Here is a 17,624-nt window from a genome sequence, read left to right as displayed (position 1 = left end):
GATGATCCTCGGATATCTTTTTTTGGCTATCGCCATTTTTTCAGAAGCGATTGGGGCAGCGATGCTGAAACTATCAAATGGTTTCACACGCTTTAAACCTAGCGCTGTCGTTGTCGCTGGCTATACACTTGCTTTTTACATGCTGTCATTGACCCTAAATATCATTCCACTTAGCATGTCTTACGCCACATGGTCTGGGGTAGGTACCGTCCTCACGGCTTTTTTTGGCGTGCTCTTTTTCAAAGAAACCTTGAACCGTCAAGCACTTATTGGAATGGCAATGCTTGTTTCAGGGGTCGTACTATTAAATATGTCTTAAAGGATGTGAAGTGATATGAAAGGAATGCTTTATTTAACAGGAGCCATTTTGACAGAGGTGTTTGGCAGTACGATGCTGAAGCTTTCGCAAGGTTTTACACAGGTGCTGCCGAGTATGGGGGTGCTGATCGGATTTGGGTGCGCCTTTACCTTTCTCAGTTTGGCACTCAAAACAATTGAGCTGTCATCTGCATATGCCACATGGTCTGGGGTCGGTACAGCACTTACTGCTCTTGTGGGCCTCGTACTATTTAACGAAACCATTCATATGAAAGGATTCATTGGTCTTGCACTTGTCATATGCGGCGTCATTGTCTTAAATCAATCCAAAAAACAAAAGAAAGAACCCTTCGATCAAACCGAATGGACGTCATAAAAAAAGTCATTTTCTCCATTAATCAAGAGAAAATGACTTTTTTATCTTAATAACCAGCTTTGATGGTTTCTTCTAAGGAAATATGGACATTCCCTTGCACAGCTCTAGAGATCATACATGAGCTTTCCGCTTTATGTGCCAGCTTACGAGCTCGTTCTATGTCCTGTGCTGTAGCAGACTCTTTGAGAATGATGACAGGACGGTGAATGATTTTCTCATATGTAAACACACCGTTTGTCACATCGACAACTGCCTCAGAGCTCATCGATAGATCCTCTTTCTCTAATTGACTCCGCTCCATCATGGCTGCAAGTGTAATGATATAACATGTGGCTGCTGCACCTAGGAGCATCTCATCTGGATTTGTTCCAATACCCGGTCCATCCATTTCTTTTGGAATGGAAATCTCCGTCTTTAACTGTGCACATTCGATTGTCCCCACATCGTTACGCAGACCAGGCCAGCTTGCCTGAAGATGAAAATGATGACGCGCCATATCTGTCTCTCCTTTTGTTATCACTTTTTATAGTGTAACAAGAATTCACCTTGCTGTCTTAAGATGTGCACCATCCTTACGTATATTCTTCATCCAGCACCGTGCGAATCGCCCTGACATACCGGTAGAACGTCTCGTTTTTTGTACTCGATCGATACCGAAAATCGAAACTGTCAAATAACGCTTCCCGTTGACTTCTACTAATCTCAAGCTGTACACTTTGCCCTGTTTTTGTAAGATTATTAATATTATGATTGCTCGTTCCGCTTAGGGTTGCGTGTGCAACTGCAAGTTCAGCAGAAAAACCGTTGCGCTCTAATGAGTTCACAATTTTTTCAGCACGGTCATAGTCTGTTCCGCCAACAAGGGTGTGGTCAATTCCCGGCTCCCCTTTATATCCATGAACAGCTAATACATAATCATGTGCTTTTGCCTGTGCGACTCCGATTGGTTCATCGAAGTTTGTACTTGTAATATGAAGTTCTGATGCATTTTCTCTAAAACCTTCAAATAAGTACGTAGAAAAATCGTTATCAAAAAAATGGACAATCTCACTAACGCCGCCTTCGATTCTCCCGCCATGAGGCGACATCACTAGAAGACGGCTGCCGGGCACTGGATTGGATGTGATTTGATAATGATCTGTTGATTCATTCTCTTCCAGTTCTTTAAAATTGCGATACATATCATTTGAACCGCTTTCGTCTTCTCCACCTGATGACACTGGCTCATCATGTTCCTGTGCTTGCATGGTATAATAGACGCCCCATCCGATGACAAGCAGGAGAAGCAAAGCAAAAAACTTCTTCATTCCCGTTCTCCTTTAACAGATTTCTAAGCCGTTTCTATGATTAATATTGAATCATCATTTCTTTTCATTTTTTCCACATTTTCTCTTCAAATTTGATCATAACACTCTAGATCATGAGATTCCTCAAAAATAAGATAATTGCATTTATATACACAGAAACGCCTTTCCTGATTGAAAACAGAGTTAGAATAGTATGACAAACAAATGAAGTTATGTTTAAAATGACCTAGTCCTACCCAGTCTGTTTTCTTTAATTCGTCTTTTTTTTATGCGAATTTGATTTTTTTCATCTGGAATGAATCACATTTGTATGAGCATTGACCCTGTCTAGAACCCCCCTTTTTTCTGCAGAATCCTCTGTTTTACTGGTTCTCTAAGAAGAACTCTCCCACCTATCATCGGCAGTTTTAATATGATTTCCACCTTTTTCTATTATTTTACAAAATGTAAGCGCTTTTCTTTTTAAAGGGAATGAGTCAGCCGCCAATATGAACAAAAGAAGGGACAAGAATCCGAACAAAGATGCTGTCATGTTCATAACGTAAGAGTGTACGAGAATGGATAGCTAGAATGGAGGGCATCACATGTTTGGATTTTCCATGGTACAAATGGTCAGAACACATGCTAGTAAATTGGATCAGCCTTTAAGAGAGACCGTCCTTCACCTCTATAAGCCTTTTAAGTGGACGCCTTGTTTTCTTCATCGTTTTTTTGAAGGAAGGTTAAAGAAGAGCAAGAAGCTTCGGGTCATCATTGAATTTAAAGAAGATGCAGTCGAAGCAGGTATTCAAAGCACAAAGCAGCTAATGAAAAAAAGCAGAAAAACAAACATCAAAAAACATTTTTCACATATTAACTGCTGCGCAGCTGATCTTACCCCTGCTGCTTTAGAGGAACTCTTAGCAAATGGGGAGCATATTCGCAAAATATATTTAGACAGACAGGTACATGCACTGCTGGATGTGGCGACACAATCAAGTCATGCGGATGAAGTCGTTCGAAATGGCACAACCTTAACCGGTGAAGGCATTACGGTAGCGGTCGTTGACACAGGCATATACCCACATGAGGACTTAGATGGAAGAATTCGCGACTTTGTAGATTTAGTCAAACAAAAAACGAAACCTTACGATGATAACGGTCATGGAACGCATTGCGCTGGGGATGTGGCTGGAGACGGAGCTGCCTCAGACGGCTTATACAAAGGACCCGCTCCAAAAGCCAATATCATTGGGGTAAAAGTGTTAAATAAACAAGGCGCTGGATCACTTTCTACTATTATAGAAGGTGTTGAATGGTGCATACAGTTCAACGAAGACCATCCTGATGATCCAATTCACATTATCAGTATGTCGCTAGGCGGCGATGCGCAGCGTTATGATGACGAACAAGACGATCCGATGGTGCGCGCTGTCAATGCAGCTTGGGATCAAGGGATTGTTGTATGCGTTGCTGCTGGGAACTCCGGTCCTAACAGTCAAACAATCGCAAGCCCTGCCGTGAGTCAAAAAGTCATTACGGTCGGAGCCTATGATGATCGAAATACGCCAGAATCAAGTGACGATGTCGTGGCACCATTTTCGAGCAGAGGTCCAACGGTCTACGGTGAAACAAAGCCCGACCTCCTCGCACCAGGAGTCAATATCGTCTCTCTTAGATCACCAAGATCATTCCTAGATAAACTAGATAAATCAAGTAGAGTCGATGATGATTATACGACGTTATCTGGCACTTCGATGGCGACACCCATTTGTGCCGGTATCTGCGCACTATTATTAGAGCATTCACCAGATTTAACACCTGATGAAGTCAAAGCCTTATTAAAAGAAAATACAAGCAAGTGGTCTGGAGAGGACCCAATGATTTACGGAGCAGGTGCCATCGACGCAGAAAAAGCCATCCAAGAATAAATAAAAAAGCCCTTTACGTTTTTCGTAAAGGGTGTTGTTTTGTCTGTTTTTATGTGTGAAGTCTTTCTTCTACTTGAGCAGCTGACATGTTATGCTTCGTTCTCATACATCTCATCTCCTTTTTGAATGTGCGTACGCGCTTCGATCACAATTTCAAAAAAAGTGGAAGATTCCTTGTACATGTCGCGTTCCTTATAATAATTAGCCGCATCAAGTGCCAATTCCTCTAAATCAGCAAACATTTTTTTGTTTCGTAGTCCCAAAAGGGCTGATCTCAATTGTTCAGAGCTGTCTGTTTCTATATAGAGTGCCTGTAAAAATTGGAATTTCAATTGATAAATTTCATCTCCCAATATAGATGCCTGATTCATGCCTTCCTTTATAGCCTCACTCGCTCGCTCCATATCTTCGAGTTTAAAACAAGTAAGAGCCAGTGAAAACAATGATTTGATCATCGTTGCAGCTTGATCTTTTTGATAAAGTGAAATGGCTTGTTCAAAGAAGACCGTCGCTGTATGATAGGTTCCCATACTATAATGACAAGTTCCTAAGTTATTGAGGGCCATCGCCTTAAAATAAGATGTGCATTCTTTTCTTTCCATTGCTTCACACACTTTTAAAGCTTTTTCTAAATACGGGAGCGCTTTTTGATGCTGACTTACATCAATCCAATTACCTGCCATCACAAAATCGCATTGAATGCTTCTTTTTCCATAAAGCTGATGTTTCTTATAGATGTCTCTCGCTTTTTTCGCATAATGCATAGAAAAATAGGTTTGTTTCATATGATAGTATACTTCAGCAATTTTATAATAAAATTCCGCTTTTTCGATCTCATCTGTCACTAAGATCAGCTGATGTTCCGCATGCTTATAATAGGAAATGGCTTCGATATACCGGTGCTGGGTAAATGCATACATTCCATGGAAAAAATGAAAGTAATAGCCCAATAAACCCGTCATCTCATCTTCTGCCTCTTCAATATCTTTTGGAAAAGAAACCGCTTGAAGCGATTCATTCCCTGCATGGACTGGCGTTAAGTGCTGAAGCATCATTTGATGGCGAAAATCCATGAGAGAATAATAGAGTAATAAATCTTGATCTTCTTCCATCTCATGAATGTCTTCTTCAACAAGGCGCTTCATATCGTTTGCCTGATCAACTTCAAATTTGCAAATATGTGTGTACCATTGATTGATTTTTACACCTACTTCGGAAGATGGTATTTTGTGTGCCATCCACTTCAGCCCCATTCTATCATATCAAACTGATAACTATTATTTTACATAATTTATGATTTTAAGGCAAATTGTCATTTATTTCATATTTTATGTTGATTTTGCACATTTCTATCTTTTTTACCAAGTTTAAAGAGAGTACTTTTGCCCATCAAAACCTTTTTTCTACGAAGAAGGGTCGAATTCTCTAAGCACTTCTTTTAAACCACTGACATAGCGACTAAATGCTTTTTTCTTTCCTTTTCTTGTATCAAAGTTGTCAAAAAAGGCTTTTCTCTGCGCCGTACTAATTTCTAATTGGACACTTTCGCCACTTGCATTTTGATTATTAATGTTGTTTGGATCCGTTCCAGAGAGGCGCTCGCCTTTTTGCACGAGCTCTGCGGAGAAGCCCCTGTCTTTTAGTTCTCGCACAACCGCTTCTTGCATTTTTTCGTTTGTCCCGCCCACAAGTGTATGTCTTCTATCACTTTTATAGCCGTGGATAGATATAGAAAAGGGATATGTTTTAATCATTTGAACCAAAATCGGTTCATCGAATTTTGTACTAGTGATATGCAAATCACGATTGTTGTCTTGTTTTGTCCCTTCAAATAAATACGTAGAGTACTTCTTTTCAAATGCTTCTACAATTTCACTTGTTCCTGGCTCAATTTCACCGCCGTGAGGAGAAAAGACAAGTAAGTCACTTCCTCCTTTTTCATGAAACTCTATCTCATAGCCGTCTCTTTCATGCCGTATAAGCTGTTTAAAACTTTCATATTGATCCCCTTTTTTTCGCTCTTTCTTATACTTTTCTACTTCTTCATAATGTTGTTTTTGCTCTTTATTTTCTTGGATAGAATGGCTGCATTTCACCATTAAAAGAGCACACAGGATGAGAAAGATGAATCCACTTATGAGTAGTCTTTTCATTTCACCGCTCCTTTTCATTCTCTTCGATGTCATCTTATCGCATTATTTTACTATCAATCGCTAAAAGAATTCAAAGAATGTCCGGCTCCTTTTCATGAATCAGGAGAACTTACCTGTTTTTTTATGGTGCCCTAGGTATTTTCGGCTTCTTTAAAACGGTTCTTGTCCAAGTAAAAACTAAATCCTATGACCTCATTTTAGTTTTAGTCAAAAACACCTACAAAATTGGGAATTTTCATCTTTTTTTCAAATAAAAAAGCTGTAAACAAAAGGAATATCTCCTTCTGTTTACAGCCAGTCTCTGTATATCCAGCATTAAACTCTTAATTCATTCTCTAATGCTGTCAGCACTTCATCTTGCGACATGCCTTGTGCAAGTGAAATTTCGCTCACTAACATGCCCCGTGCATCTTCAAGCATCTTCTTTTCACTAGAATTTAAGGCTTTTTTCTGATTACGTCTCATCAGATCTTTGACAACGTCTGCGCCATCTTCAATCGAACCTGTTTTTAGCTTTTTCAGATTTTCATCATATCTTTGCTTCCAAGTAAGCGTGTCGTCGTTTGTTTCTTCTGCAAAATTGTTCATCACAACTTTCAGCGTAGCTTGATCAGCTACCGGACGTATACCTAGTTGATTGATTCTGCCTTTTGGGACCATCATCTGCATATTCGGCATTTGAATCAGAAAATATTCCTGCGTCTTACCTAAAATCTCTTTTTCTTCCATTCCTTCAATCACACCGGCTCCATGCATTGGATAAACAATTTTATCACCTATTTGAAACAAATCCGCCACCTCCGAAAGTATTCACAATATCATTATAACACATTTCAGCAGAGGATAAAAATTTATATTTTATCATGTTAATTTAGCACTAGTCAATTCTTTTTATTTGAGTTTTTAAAGAATTAGCCTTTTTTTACAAAAGGAGCGCCACCATCCAGTCCTCGTACACCTTTCTTGCATATACTAGCATTGAGTCACATTTAGGAGGGATGACAATGTGCAAATGCAAGAGCAAACATTCCCACTCAAAATGCTATAAAAAGCATGACGATCATCACCATATGGATCCGTGTGAAAAAAAGAAGTTTTATCATAAAAAAGATGATTGGTTTGAGAGCGATTTTTGGGATACTTCAAGAAGCTACGATCCCCATTATTTTCCTAAAAGTGTCTGCAGCAGATGTAAGAAGCGTCGCAGAAAAAGACATAGCTTCTCATTTTAGTGTTTGACGCTACACCTGCTTTTTGTTTTCCCGGCTGAAAAGCCGGTTTTTTTGTTACATGTCGTTCTTTTCTTTCATATGGATAGGCTCATGAAACAGGTGCAGCTCATAGGATATGGCAACCTGAAAAAAAGGATGAGATACAAAATGAATAATATGAATAACCAAACCAACCATTACCATCAAGGAAATCCCTATCACACGTTTGAAAATGTGTATACAGCCAATCATGAGCATATGATCGCACCAAACATGCATGACCATATGAATATGCCAAATCATTATCATACCGGTAAAAAAGATGCTTATAGCGGACACCACCCGCATCATCATTCAGCCTATTCCCCTTTTACGAAGCAGTATGATCCCTATTCAAATGTACAGATGAACGATCACCATCACTTCGGTCACTACGGCGGTTATGGTATGGCTCCCCACCAGCCATACGGCTATCATGATATGCAGATGATGATGCCAGCAAATCATCATATGACAGGAAATGCTTACGGAATGAACCAACCAAATGCATTTCTACCCCGTTATTACTAAAAAACAAGCAAAATAAGGGTATAAAATACCATTTAATGACATATAGGAATATGGTAACCTTATAGGTAAATAATGGATGTAATCATCTATTATTTACCTATAATCAACCAAGGGGGAAGGAAGAAATGAAGAAAACATGGACAATCATTATGATGGGGATGCTTACATTGGTCATGGCACTCTCAGTACCGCTAGCCGCATCAGCTGAAGGGGCTAAAACAGAGGAAAGCAAAGCTTCAACGAATGCAAGGCCAGCTGCACTTTATGCAAAAATCACAGGAGCAAGTAAACAAGAATGGTCTTTTTCTGACATTGACCTGACTTACCGTCCAAATTCTGTTCTTAGTATTGGTGCAGTTGAATTTACTTTACCAGCAGGTTTTCAAGCCACAACAAAAGATATTATCAACGGAAAAGCTTTAAAAGACAGTTACATTTTGAACAATGGAAAAACTGTTCGCATTCCAGCTCGTTTCGATTTATTCGGAAGTTCCCAATATACATTACAACTTTCTCATAAAGTACTTCCTGCTGCAGGTACATATACGTTCCGCGCAGAAAATCGTGCGATCAGCATCGGTTCCACATTTTATGCAGAGGATACGATTGATATTAATAAACGGCCAGTTGTCGTCACACCGCCAAATCCTTGCGGATGCTAAACAAAAAAGCGCTCTTAGAGCGCTTTTTCTCATTTATTACATCTCTTGCCACTGTGCTTACTGCATTTTATATAATTGTTACACCATATCTCATGATGGTCTGTCATCATTAGTTGGCAAACCCATATATGGCGTTTTTTATTGTTATTTTTGCTCTTTTAGTTTTTTAAAAATCACAAATTGATATACGCCAAATAGTAAGGTTAGAATCATCATTGCGGTAAATAGTTGATCGACTGGAAGCAAAAAATATACGACAAAAAAAGATAAAAGCAAAACAAAGTAACCTATATTGAACGCTTTTTTAAATGTCATCATATTCCCTCCTTTTTACAATCATATCACGCTTCACCTAATCGTATAACCAAATAACAAAAACCCCTATCCATTTGAGGAAAGGGGTTATCCTTACAACATGACAGCGGATGTTTATCTTCACATCACAACAACAGGAACCAAACTATCGGATTGAAAAATTAATTGGTGGGCAAACCGATTCACCCACCAGCTAAAATCCTGCTACATCACCCGTTTAAACATCTTTTCCATTTCATAAGTGGAATGATGAATCATAATCGGCCGGCCATGCGGACATGTAAATGGGTCTTGTGTTTGCCGGAGTTCATCTAATAAGGCTTTGATTTCATCGTTACGCAAATGACGATTTGCTTTAATCGAGCCTTTACAGCTCATCATGATCGCCGCTTCTTCTCTCAGTTTCTTGATATCCACACGCTTTTCATCAAGTACTTGCTGAATGATTTCTTCGATGAGTTCAGCCTCTTCCCCTTTAGGAAACCACTGCGGATGCGATCGAACGATATAGCTACCTGATCCGAATGGCTCTAAGAAGACCCCTACTTTTGCTAAAATATCGATATGCTCTTCAATAATCAACATATCGTTTTTTGAGTAGTGAAAGGTTAATGGAACAAGCATTTCTTGCACTTCCTGTTCAATGTCTCCTACCTTTTCACGAAAGTACTCATACTTGATTCGCTCTTGGGCAGCGTGCTGATCGATGATATAAAGACCGCGTTCATTTTGGGCCAAAATATACGTTCCATGCATTTGTCCAATCGGATACATCACAGGGACACGTTCACTTTCAGCCTGATGCTGGGCTGCACTCTCTTCCAGTATCACTTCGTCATGTTGTTCATGCGAAGCTGCAGATTCCTCTACATATACATGGTCAAACGTTTCTTCAGACGATGCTGGTAAAGGCGCTTCCGTACTTTCCGGTTCACGCACCCCGTATGTGTCGTTCTGACTAGTCTCGTATACAGCCGATGCGAGTGAGTCCGGCTCATAGGAAACAGGTGTTTCCATTCGGCTTTTCATTGTTTGTTTAGAATCAAAAGATAAGGACTGTTGCTCATTTTTCACTGCTGGCATTGGTGCTTTTTTTGACACTGAAGCACTTGGAATGAGCTGTTGCTTTTGAAAGACGTCCTTAATCCCTTGTTTGATCAACTCATGAAGTTCTTGCTCTTTACTTAGTCTGACTTCAAGTTTAGAAGGATGTACGTTCACATCGACTAAAATGGGGTCCATCTTCATCTCAATAAATGTAATTGGATGGCGTCCGATCGGGAGCAGTGTATGGTATCCTTCATGAATGGCTTTCACCAGCGGGAAATGCTTGACATATCTACCGTTGACAACAGAAGACATATAATTACGTGATGCCCTTGTCACTTCTGGTAAGGAAATATAGCCTTTCACTTCAAAATCAAGTGATTGTACATGTAGTGGCAGCATTTTTTTGGCCACTGCCGTTCCATAAATGGCCGCAAGCACATGCCGCACATCTCCGTTTCCATTTGTTTGAAGCAGCACTTTTCCTTGATGTCGCAAACGAATCGACACTTCTGGATGAGCAAGTGCAATTCGGTTCACAACATCAGAAATGTTGCCAAGCTCCGTATGAACAGTTTTCATGTATTTTAGACGGGCTGGCGTATTATAAAATAAATTGGTGACCACAATTTCGGTGCCGCGACGGCCAGTGGTTTTTTTCTCCGAAATGATCTTCCCGCCTTGGAGAGCTAAGTGTGTTCCAGCACCTTCACCGGTACTTGTCTTCATTTCTAAGTGAGAGACGGAGGCAATACTTGGCAGCGCCTCCCCCCTGAAACCGAGCGTCCTGACACGAAACAGATCATTTTCATCTTTGATTTTACTCGTCGCATGACGCTGAAAGGCGAGCTTACAATCTTCAGCATCGATTCCCACCCCATTATCAATAATTCTAATAGAAGAAAGTCCTGCTTCTTCTACATCGATTTCAATGACAGTACTACTAGCATCGATCGCATTTTCCACGAGCTCCTTCACAACAGAAGCCGGGCGTTCGACCACTTCACCAGCTGCAATTTTATTTGATAGGTCATCGGATAACTGAATAATCTTTGCCATTTCTTGCTCACCTCACTTTACATTATAATTTCTTTTGCAATTCATATAGCTTTGTCATCGCTTCAAGCGGTGTCATATCCATTAAATTAAATGACTTCAATTCTTCGATCACTGCTTGATCTTTGTTTTTCAGCACAGGTTTTGTTTGCGGTTTTTCTTCCACTTCAAAGAAAGAAAGCTGCTGTTTTTCCTCAGCCATTTCTTTTTTCGGGGCTTTAGAGACGCTCGGAATCACTTCATGTGATCCGCTCTCAAGCTCCGTTAAGATGGTCTGGGCTCGATCAATGATCGCATCAGGCAGTTCAGCAAGCTGCGCTACATGGATGCCGTAGCTTTTATCCGCTGCACCTTCTTTGATTTGATGTAAGAAAACAACTGTTCCTTCATGCTCTTCAGCTCGCACGTGGACATTTTTCAGTTCGCTTAATTGGGATTCCAGTACCGTCAGTTCATGATAATGAGTGGAGAAAAGGGTTTTGGCACCAATATGATCATGCACAAATTCAATGATTGCCTGTGCAAGAGCCATTCCATCATAAGTGCTTGTCCCGCGTCCAATTTCATCAAATAAAATCAAACTGTTCTTTGTCGCATGTACCATCGCATTTTTTGCTTCAAGCATCTCTACCATAAAAGTACTTTGACCAGAAATCAAATCATCTGCTGCCCCAATACGTGTAAAGATTTGATCAAAAATCGGAAGGGTTGCCTTTGATGCTGGCACAAAACAGCCAATTTGCGCAAGAATCGAGATCAATGCCATTTGTCTCATATATGTGCTTTTCCCTGACATATTCGGACCAGTAATGAGCAAGGTTTGTCTCCCTTTGCCCATTTGGCAGTCATTCGGCACATACTCTTGATGATCCATCACTTTTTCAACAACAGGATGACGACCATCAATGACTTCCACTTCATCTGATGAAAATTCAGGGCGAACATAACGCCGTTTTTCACTCACAGTGGCAAAGCATTGCAGCGCATCAAGCTCACTCATTTGTTTTGCAAGCAACTGTAATCTAGGAATATAGGCTTTTACTTGTTCCCGAAGCGCAGAAAATAGTTCATATTCCAATTCACTAATATTTGATTCCGCCTCAAGAATAAGGGCTTCTTTTTCTTTCAATTCAGGTGTAATATACCGCTCTGCATTGGCAAGGGTTTGTTTTCTTTCATAACGGCCTTCTTCTAATAAATGCGTATTTGCACGGGTCACTTCGATATAGTAGCCAAACACTTTATTAAAGCCGACTTTCAACGATCGAATGCCTGTATATTCTCTTTCTTGCTGTTCAAGACGAGCGATCCAATCTTTCCCGTTTCGGCTCGCATCACGATATTCATCTAATTTTGCATTGTAGCCATCTTTAATCAAATTGCCTTCTTTTAACGTCATCGGCGGATTCTCATAAAGAGCATCTTCTAATAAATTAAGTAAATCACCGCATGGGTCAATGTCATTTGCTCTAGATTTCGCCATTTCCTCCGGGAGAGAATGGACAAGCTCTTTAATAGCCGGCACTTGCTTGAGAGATTCTTTCAATTGAATAAGATCTCGGGCATTCACATTTCCAAATGCCACACGGCCTGCTAGACGTTCAAGATCATACACTTGCTTTAAACGTTCTCGCAGATCCTCTCGCTCAAAGAAATGTTCCATCAAAATTTGCACCATTTCCTGGCGTTCTTTGATTTGTGAAAGGCGGATGAGCGGACGATCAATCCATTGCTTCAGCAATCTTCCGCCCATTGCCGTTTTTGTTTCATCTAAGAGCCATAATAAAGAACCCTTCTTGCTTTTTGAACGGATGGTTTCTGTTAATTCAAGGTTTCTTTTTGAGTAAAGATCAATTTTCATCGTTTGTTCAAGCTGAAACACTTGAACTTGCTGAAGATGATCAAGACTCCTTTTTTGCGTTCTTCTTAAGTATGCATAGAGTGTTAAAAATGCTATTTTCAGATGTTCGTCAAGATGAGCAACGAGTCGTTCAGCTTCATCTATTAATTCAGCGCTATCTTCGTATGAGATGGTCGCTTGGCAGCGTTCCTTCAGGGTTTTCACCGTTTCTTCATCAAGCTGCTTTGATACCACAATCTCTTTTGCACCGACAGAATAAATTTCAGACACAACTTCATCTAACCGTTCAATGAAAGCCGCCATGTTTTCACCTGTTGATAAATCGGAAAGCGCAAGACCGTAGCCATTTTGAAAGCTGGAAACAGACGCGATAAAGTTATTTTCGTTTTCATTCAGTCCTTTGCCGTCCATGACCGTACCTGGTGTAATCAGTTGAACGACCTCTCTTTTGACCACACCTTTTGCCGTTTTAGGGTCTTCCACCTGCTCACAAATGGCGACTTTATAGCCTTTTTCAATCAGTTGTTCTATGTATGCAGACGCAGAATGATATGGAACACCACACATTGGAATCGTGCCGCCATCCCTGCTTGTTAACGTAATTTCTAATTCTTGTGCTGCTTCTTTTGCATCATCAAAAAACATTTCGTAAAAATCGCCTAAGCGAAAAAATAAAAAGGCATCTTGGTAATCTGCCTTGATCTTTAAATATTGCTGTATCATGGGCGTATAACTTGCCATATTTCTAATCCCTCACTATATTACTTTCGAATTCATACCATCTTTCATTATAGCATAAAAATTCACCTTTTTTCCCTAGATCAAAGCACAAAAAAACTAGGGGGATATGCGCCCTAGTCATCAATTACTCTTCTGGATCACCCGCGAGGAATTCTGGATGAATATCTTCTAATTCCTCATCCACTTCTTCTTCCCATTCGTGATCATCTTTTTCTTTCCAGCTTGAATTGACTTCTACAACAATTTTGGTTTCCCCTACTACTTCAGCAATGAATTCACGCTCTGCTTGAACGACAATTTTATTGCCATTTGGAGAAATGGTGACTTCTAAGCAATTGGGCTGCTGTAAGACTTTCGCAATCACTTCGTGCTCATCATCAAGGAAGTTTTTATCTTTATATCTCAGTTTGATGATATCTACATATTTTACACGTTCTGTGACCACTTCGGTTTTCGTGTTGTCTGCGTAAGAATACCACACGTTAATATCAAATGTACCTTCAATCTCAACTGTTTTACCGACTTTTTCAGCATCGTACTTATGATTAATGATCCAACCGCCTAGGATGCTGGTTGGTTTTTGCGATGGAGAAATGGTGTGTGTGCTTTGGGTAAATTTCCTCCCTTTTGCGACCACCGCTTTTGTAATAATTTCTCTGTATTCAGACATTCCGGCATGCCTCCTTGTTCTTGATCGTTTTATCTTATGCTGGGCATTCGTCTAGTGTGTCACGATTTTGAGTCTCATGTTCAATTAAATTCATTTCTGTTTCAGTGTATGCATGGTCGCCCATAAACTTGCCTTGAAAATTGGAAAAGTTGGAGAATGAGAGATTGGGGTTGATGGAAGCTGAAGGAGAAAGAAGGTATGCAATTCTTACATCAGAAAACAAAAAACCCCGCATCTGCGGGGTTTTCTCATTTAATGGAGCAACTTGGGGATGAGTTTTTCACTTTTGAACCGGTTTCTCCTAATAAGAGGTCACCGCCGGTTGAAAGAATGATTTCATCCGTTACTTGATTAGAAATCGTGTGCGCTACAAGCTGAAGCAGGGAATTAACCTCTGTTTGTGATTCTTTGAATTCTTGAATCACTGGGATCTCATCCAGTTCTTCTTGCAGGGCATCAATTTTTTCTTCCACTTGTTTTAAGGCTTCATGTTTGCCATAATGCTTTAAATTCACAGCTTGCTTTTGAAGCGCCTTAATTTGATTAATGATCGCTGCAATTTTTGTATTTTCATTGATTTGCGCTTCTGCTTTTTTGAAGAAATCAACTTCTTCTGTTTCAGAAATCATTTTCGCGAGCTCTCTTGCGCGCTCGACAATCTCTTTCTTTGAATAAAGCGTCATTTTAATTCACCTCGATAGCTTCTCCAACCATTTCTCCGTCAAGAGACCAAGTTTTGGCTTGTGTGATTTTCACTTTGACGATGTTGCCAATCGCTTCTTTTGGTGCTTTAAAATTCACAAGCTTGCTTTTACTTGTATATCCGGCTAGGATCTCAGGGTTGTTTTTACTTTCACCCTCTACTAATACTTCGACAGTCTGCCCTTCATATTCCTTCATTTTTTTCGCAGAAATTTCATTTACGAGTGCATTCAGGCGCTGCAGACGTTCTTTTTTTACACGCATTGGCACGTTGTCTTTCATATTGGCTGCTGGTGTTCCTTCTCTTGGAGAGTAAATGAACGTATAAGCCGCATCAAACTCAACCTCACGATAGAGGGAAAGCGTCTCTTCAAACTGCTCATCTGTTTCATTTGGGAACCCAACGATAATGTCCGTTGTTAATGAAGCATTTGGCATTGCCTCTTTGATTTTGCGCACTAGGTCAAGGTAACGTTCACGGTCGTATTTTCTTGCCATGAGTTTCAGCACAGAAGAACTTCCTGATTGAACCGGCAAATGAATATGGTCGAGAAGGTTTCCGCCTTTGGCAAGCACTTCAATTAAGTGATCATCAAAGTCACGCGGGTGGCTTGTTGTAAAACGGATACGTGGAATATCGATTTTACGCAGCTCATCCATGAGGTGACCAAGACCATATTCCATGTCTTCAAAATCTTTTCCATACGCATTCACGTTTTGACCAAGAAGGGTAATTTCTTTATATCCTTCTGCTGCTAAGCGTCTGACCTCTTGAATAATTTCATCCGGACGGCGGCTTCTTTCCTTACCGCGCGTGTAAGGGACGATACAGTATGTACAGAATTTATCACAGCCGTACATAATATTCACCCACCCCTTAATTTTTCCTTGGCGGGCTCTCGGAAGATTTTCAATCACATCGCCTTCTTTAGACCAAACCTCAATGACCATTTCTTTTGAAAGGTAGCATTCAGATAATAGCTCTGGCAGGCGGTGAATGTTGTGGGTACCGAAAATCAAGTCAACAAATGGGTGTTTCTTTAAAATACGGTTAACGACAGATTCTTCTTGTGACATGCATCCGCAGACGCCTAAGATTAAATCTGGCTTTTCACGCTTTAATGCTTTTAAATGACCAAGCTCTCCAAACACTTTGTTTTCTGCATTCTCACGAATGGCACAAGTGTTTAATAAGATGACATTCGCATCTTCAGTCGAATTTGTTGGTTCATAACCAAGCGCCATAAAAATACCAGCCATCACTTCTGTGTCATGCTCATTCATTTGACAGCCATATGTGCGAATATAAAACTTGCGGCCGTTCCCTAACCCTTGAAACCGCTCGTCAATTTGAAATTGATTGTATTCGACTTCTTCTTTACCCCGTTTTTTTGCATCTTTTAAGGAAGGCGGAATGTACACAGCTTCAAAATATTGGCTGTAGTCCTTCTCGGATTTTTTGTCCGATGAACTTACTTGTCCGCTCGCTTTTCTCTGCTCTTCATTCATGAATTTGTACTCCTTTCAAACCAAGCTCCACCCTACAGTATAGACTATTTTGTCGTGAATTGAAAATAAATTCATATGTGTCCACACTTTTCAATCAACACGAATTTTACATGAATATTGAGTAGGCTTCAGATGGAGATCGTCTTTTCCTAAAGGATTTTGTATTTCTTTGACAATCTTCATCTGCTGTGTACCGACACTCTCAACTAAAGTAATTACATATGATTCTTTTTCTTCTTCTGCTACCATTCTTTCTTGTTCAGATAAGAAGAATGGAAAGTCATGGTGAGTCAGTTTAGATCCTTTTACTTCTATAAGCTTCTCTTTTCCATCGGGGTAATAAGATTTGATATCAAATCCGTGACCATCTTCTGTTTCAGCTACCCAAACGACAGCTTCCGCTAATTGTTCACTTCCCACTGCTTTTAATTGCTCTACTTCCTTATGATAAACAAATTGCTCTGCTATTCTACCCGTCTCTTCGTTTTGCTTTGATCTTTCTTCTCTTAATTGTTTATAAACATCTCTATGAATGATTCTTTTTCTTTTAAATTTATTCTGATGTTCCACTTTTGGAATAAGGTCCTGATCCAAATATACTTCGTAAACAAAATCATAAAAAAACTCATTTAAAGAATTGATATCTTGTATTAATTGGTGATGGTCAAAATGATCAATATTATACTTTTTAAAAACCAATGAGCTTGCTACATATTTTTTAGGTCTTAATGATTTACCTAAATGAAAATCACCTATATGAAAGCCATCTAGTCTTTTATGATGCTTTAATTCAGGCTGTAGCCTTTCCCTCCAAATGGCTGTCTCTTCCTTAATTTCAGATAGAGATAAATTTTCAGTTCCAGTTTCAATTGTTAAATAAAAATCTTCCCCGTTCTCAGCGAATAAAATAACAATAAATATTCCTTTTTGTGTCGTTGTTTTTTGGTAATTAGGATTTGTGGTTAATCTCTTGTCTAAAAGTGCAATCCAAAAACATTCTGCAACTTTTCCATTTCCTGTAGATGCTTTAATATCGATCCTATCCAAATTCCTCATATGGCGTTTTTCTAATTCATAACGAATGTTGTTTGGGATATCTTTATTAAACATGTTGTGAAAAGGGTGATTTTTATCTGTTCTCCCTTTGTTCTTATAATCTAAAAATTGTTCATGAAAATCTTCTTTATTAAATAACATTTGTCTCACCACTTACCTC

Annotated in this window: 17 protein-coding genes; 5 read left to right on the top strand and 12 right to left on the bottom strand. The window is 39.6% G+C overall.

Annotated features, from left to right (window positions below; all coding sequences use genetic code 11):
• Position 1 precedes the first annotated feature (1 nt).
• Positions 2–319, top strand: coding sequence for an SMR family multidrug efflux transporter EbrA (gene erbA, locus NST01_RS08470; protein ID WP_017367286.1), 318 nt, complete (start codon positions 2–4; stop codon positions 317–319).
• Between the two features lie 15 nt (positions 320–334).
• The gene (gene erbB / locus NST01_RS08465) at positions 335–694 is read left to right on the top strand and encodes an SMR family multidrug efflux transporter EbrB (RefSeq protein ID WP_017359037.1); all 360 of its coding nucleotides are present in this window, start codon (positions 335–337) and stop codon (positions 692–694) included.
• A 46-nt stretch (positions 695–740) separates the two neighbouring features.
• On the opposite strand, the gene NST01_RS08460 is transcribed toward erbB, so the two are convergent.
• Together NST01_RS08460 and NST01_RS08455 are read right to left on the bottom strand one after the other, a co-directional pair.
• Entirely contained in the window at positions 741–1,190 is a 450-nt protein-coding gene (locus NST01_RS08460; protein ID WP_017359038.1) for an OsmC family protein, read from the bottom strand.
• 76 nt (positions 1,191–1,266) lie between these two features.
• On the bottom strand, positions 1,267–2,001 hold the full coding sequence (locus NST01_RS08455) for a poly-gamma-glutamate hydrolase family protein (protein ID WP_017359039.1): 735 nt from the start codon (positions 1,999–2,001) through the stop codon (positions 1,267–1,269).
• Positions 2,002–2,585: 584 nt separating this feature from the next.
• Here NST01_RS08455 and NST01_RS08450 point away from each other — a divergent pair.
• Complete coding sequence (locus NST01_RS08450) at positions 2,586–3,911, top strand: S8 family peptidase (RefSeq protein WP_017367283.1); 1,326 nt, start codon at positions 2,586–2,588, stop codon at positions 3,909–3,911.
• Positions 3,912–4,000: 89 nt separating this feature from the next.
• Here NST01_RS08450 and NST01_RS08445 read toward each other — a convergent pair whose 3' ends face one another.
• The 3 genes from NST01_RS08445 to NST01_RS08435 form a co-directional block, all read right to left on the bottom strand.
• The gene (locus NST01_RS08445; protein ID WP_008344020.1) at positions 4,001–5,149 is read right to left on the bottom strand and encodes a Rap family tetratricopeptide repeat protein; all 1,149 of its coding nucleotides are present in this window, start codon (positions 5,147–5,149) and stop codon (positions 4,001–4,003) included.
• 165 nt (positions 5,150–5,314) lie between these two features.
• Positions 5,315–6,064: a poly-gamma-glutamate hydrolase family protein gene (locus tag NST01_RS08440; RefSeq protein WP_017367282.1), complete on the bottom strand. Its 750-nt coding sequence runs from the start codon at positions 6,062–6,064 to the stop codon at positions 5,315–5,317.
• A gap of 315 nt (positions 6,065–6,379) precedes the next feature.
• Complete coding sequence (locus NST01_RS08435) at positions 6,380–6,853, bottom strand: CarD family transcriptional regulator (protein WP_007499456.1); 474 nt, start codon at positions 6,851–6,853, stop codon at positions 6,380–6,382.
• A gap of 590 nt (positions 6,854–7,443) precedes the next feature.
• Between NST01_RS08435 and NST01_RS08430 the strand changes: the two genes are divergently transcribed.
• Both NST01_RS08430 and bslA read left to right on the top strand, forming a co-directional pair.
• A complete protein-coding gene (locus NST01_RS08430; protein WP_008344023.1) occupies positions 7,444–7,845 on the top strand; it encodes a hypothetical protein in 402 nt (133 codons plus the stop codon).
• Positions 7,846–7,970: 125 nt separating this feature from the next.
• Complete coding sequence (gene bslA / locus NST01_RS08425) at positions 7,971–8,507, top strand: biofilm surface layer hydrophobin BslA (protein WP_017367279.1); 537 nt, start codon at positions 7,971–7,973, stop codon at positions 8,505–8,507.
• 144 nt (positions 8,508–8,651) lie between these two features.
• On the opposite strand, the gene NST01_RS08420 is transcribed toward bslA, so the two are convergent.
• The 7 genes from NST01_RS08420 to NST01_RS08390 form a co-directional block, all read right to left on the bottom strand.
• On the bottom strand, positions 8,652–8,822 hold the full coding sequence (locus NST01_RS08420; protein ID WP_017359046.1) for a hypothetical protein: 171 nt from the start codon (positions 8,820–8,822) through the stop codon (positions 8,652–8,654).
• Between the two features lie 204 nt (positions 8,823–9,026).
• A complete protein-coding gene (gene mutL / locus NST01_RS08415) occupies positions 9,027–10,928 on the bottom strand; it encodes a DNA mismatch repair endonuclease MutL (RefSeq protein ID WP_341041767.1) in 1,902 nt (633 codons plus the stop codon).
• Between the two features lie 22 nt (positions 10,929–10,950).
• Positions 10,951–13,527 (bottom strand): DNA mismatch repair protein MutS, encoded by a 2,577-nt coding sequence (mutS, locus tag NST01_RS08410; RefSeq protein WP_035700820.1) that lies wholly within the window; start codon positions 13,525–13,527, stop codon positions 10,951–10,953.
• 124 nt (positions 13,528–13,651) lie between these two features.
• Complete coding sequence (gene cotE, locus NST01_RS08405; protein ID WP_007499466.1) at positions 13,652–14,197, bottom strand: outer spore coat protein CotE; 546 nt, start codon at positions 14,195–14,197, stop codon at positions 13,652–13,654.
• A 248-nt stretch (positions 14,198–14,445) separates the two neighbouring features.
• Complete coding sequence (locus tag NST01_RS08400) at positions 14,446–14,880, bottom strand: RicAFT regulatory complex protein RicA family protein (RefSeq protein WP_008344661.1); 435 nt, start codon at positions 14,878–14,880, stop codon at positions 14,446–14,448.
• A 1-nt stretch (position 14,881) separates the two neighbouring features.
• On the bottom strand, positions 14,882–16,408 hold the full coding sequence (miaB, locus tag NST01_RS08395; RefSeq protein WP_007499471.1) for a tRNA (N6-isopentenyl adenosine(37)-C2)-methylthiotransferase MiaB: 1,527 nt from the start codon (positions 16,406–16,408) through the stop codon (positions 14,882–14,884).
• Between the two features lie 90 nt (positions 16,409–16,498).
• Positions 16,499–17,605, bottom strand: coding sequence for an MrcB family domain-containing protein (locus NST01_RS08390; RefSeq protein WP_056704755.1), 1,107 nt, complete (start codon positions 17,603–17,605; stop codon positions 16,499–16,501).
• Between the last annotated feature and the right edge of the window lie 19 nt (positions 17,606–17,624).

It is taken from the genome of Bacillus sp. FSL R7-0166 (assembly GCF_038008935.1).
In the GTDB taxonomy this organism is placed as follows: Bacteria; Bacillota; Bacilli; order Bacillales; family Bacillaceae; genus Bacillus; species Bacillus altitudinis.
Note: the sequence above shows the minus strand (reverse complement) of the source record. Positions and strands in the feature narration are given on the sequence as shown.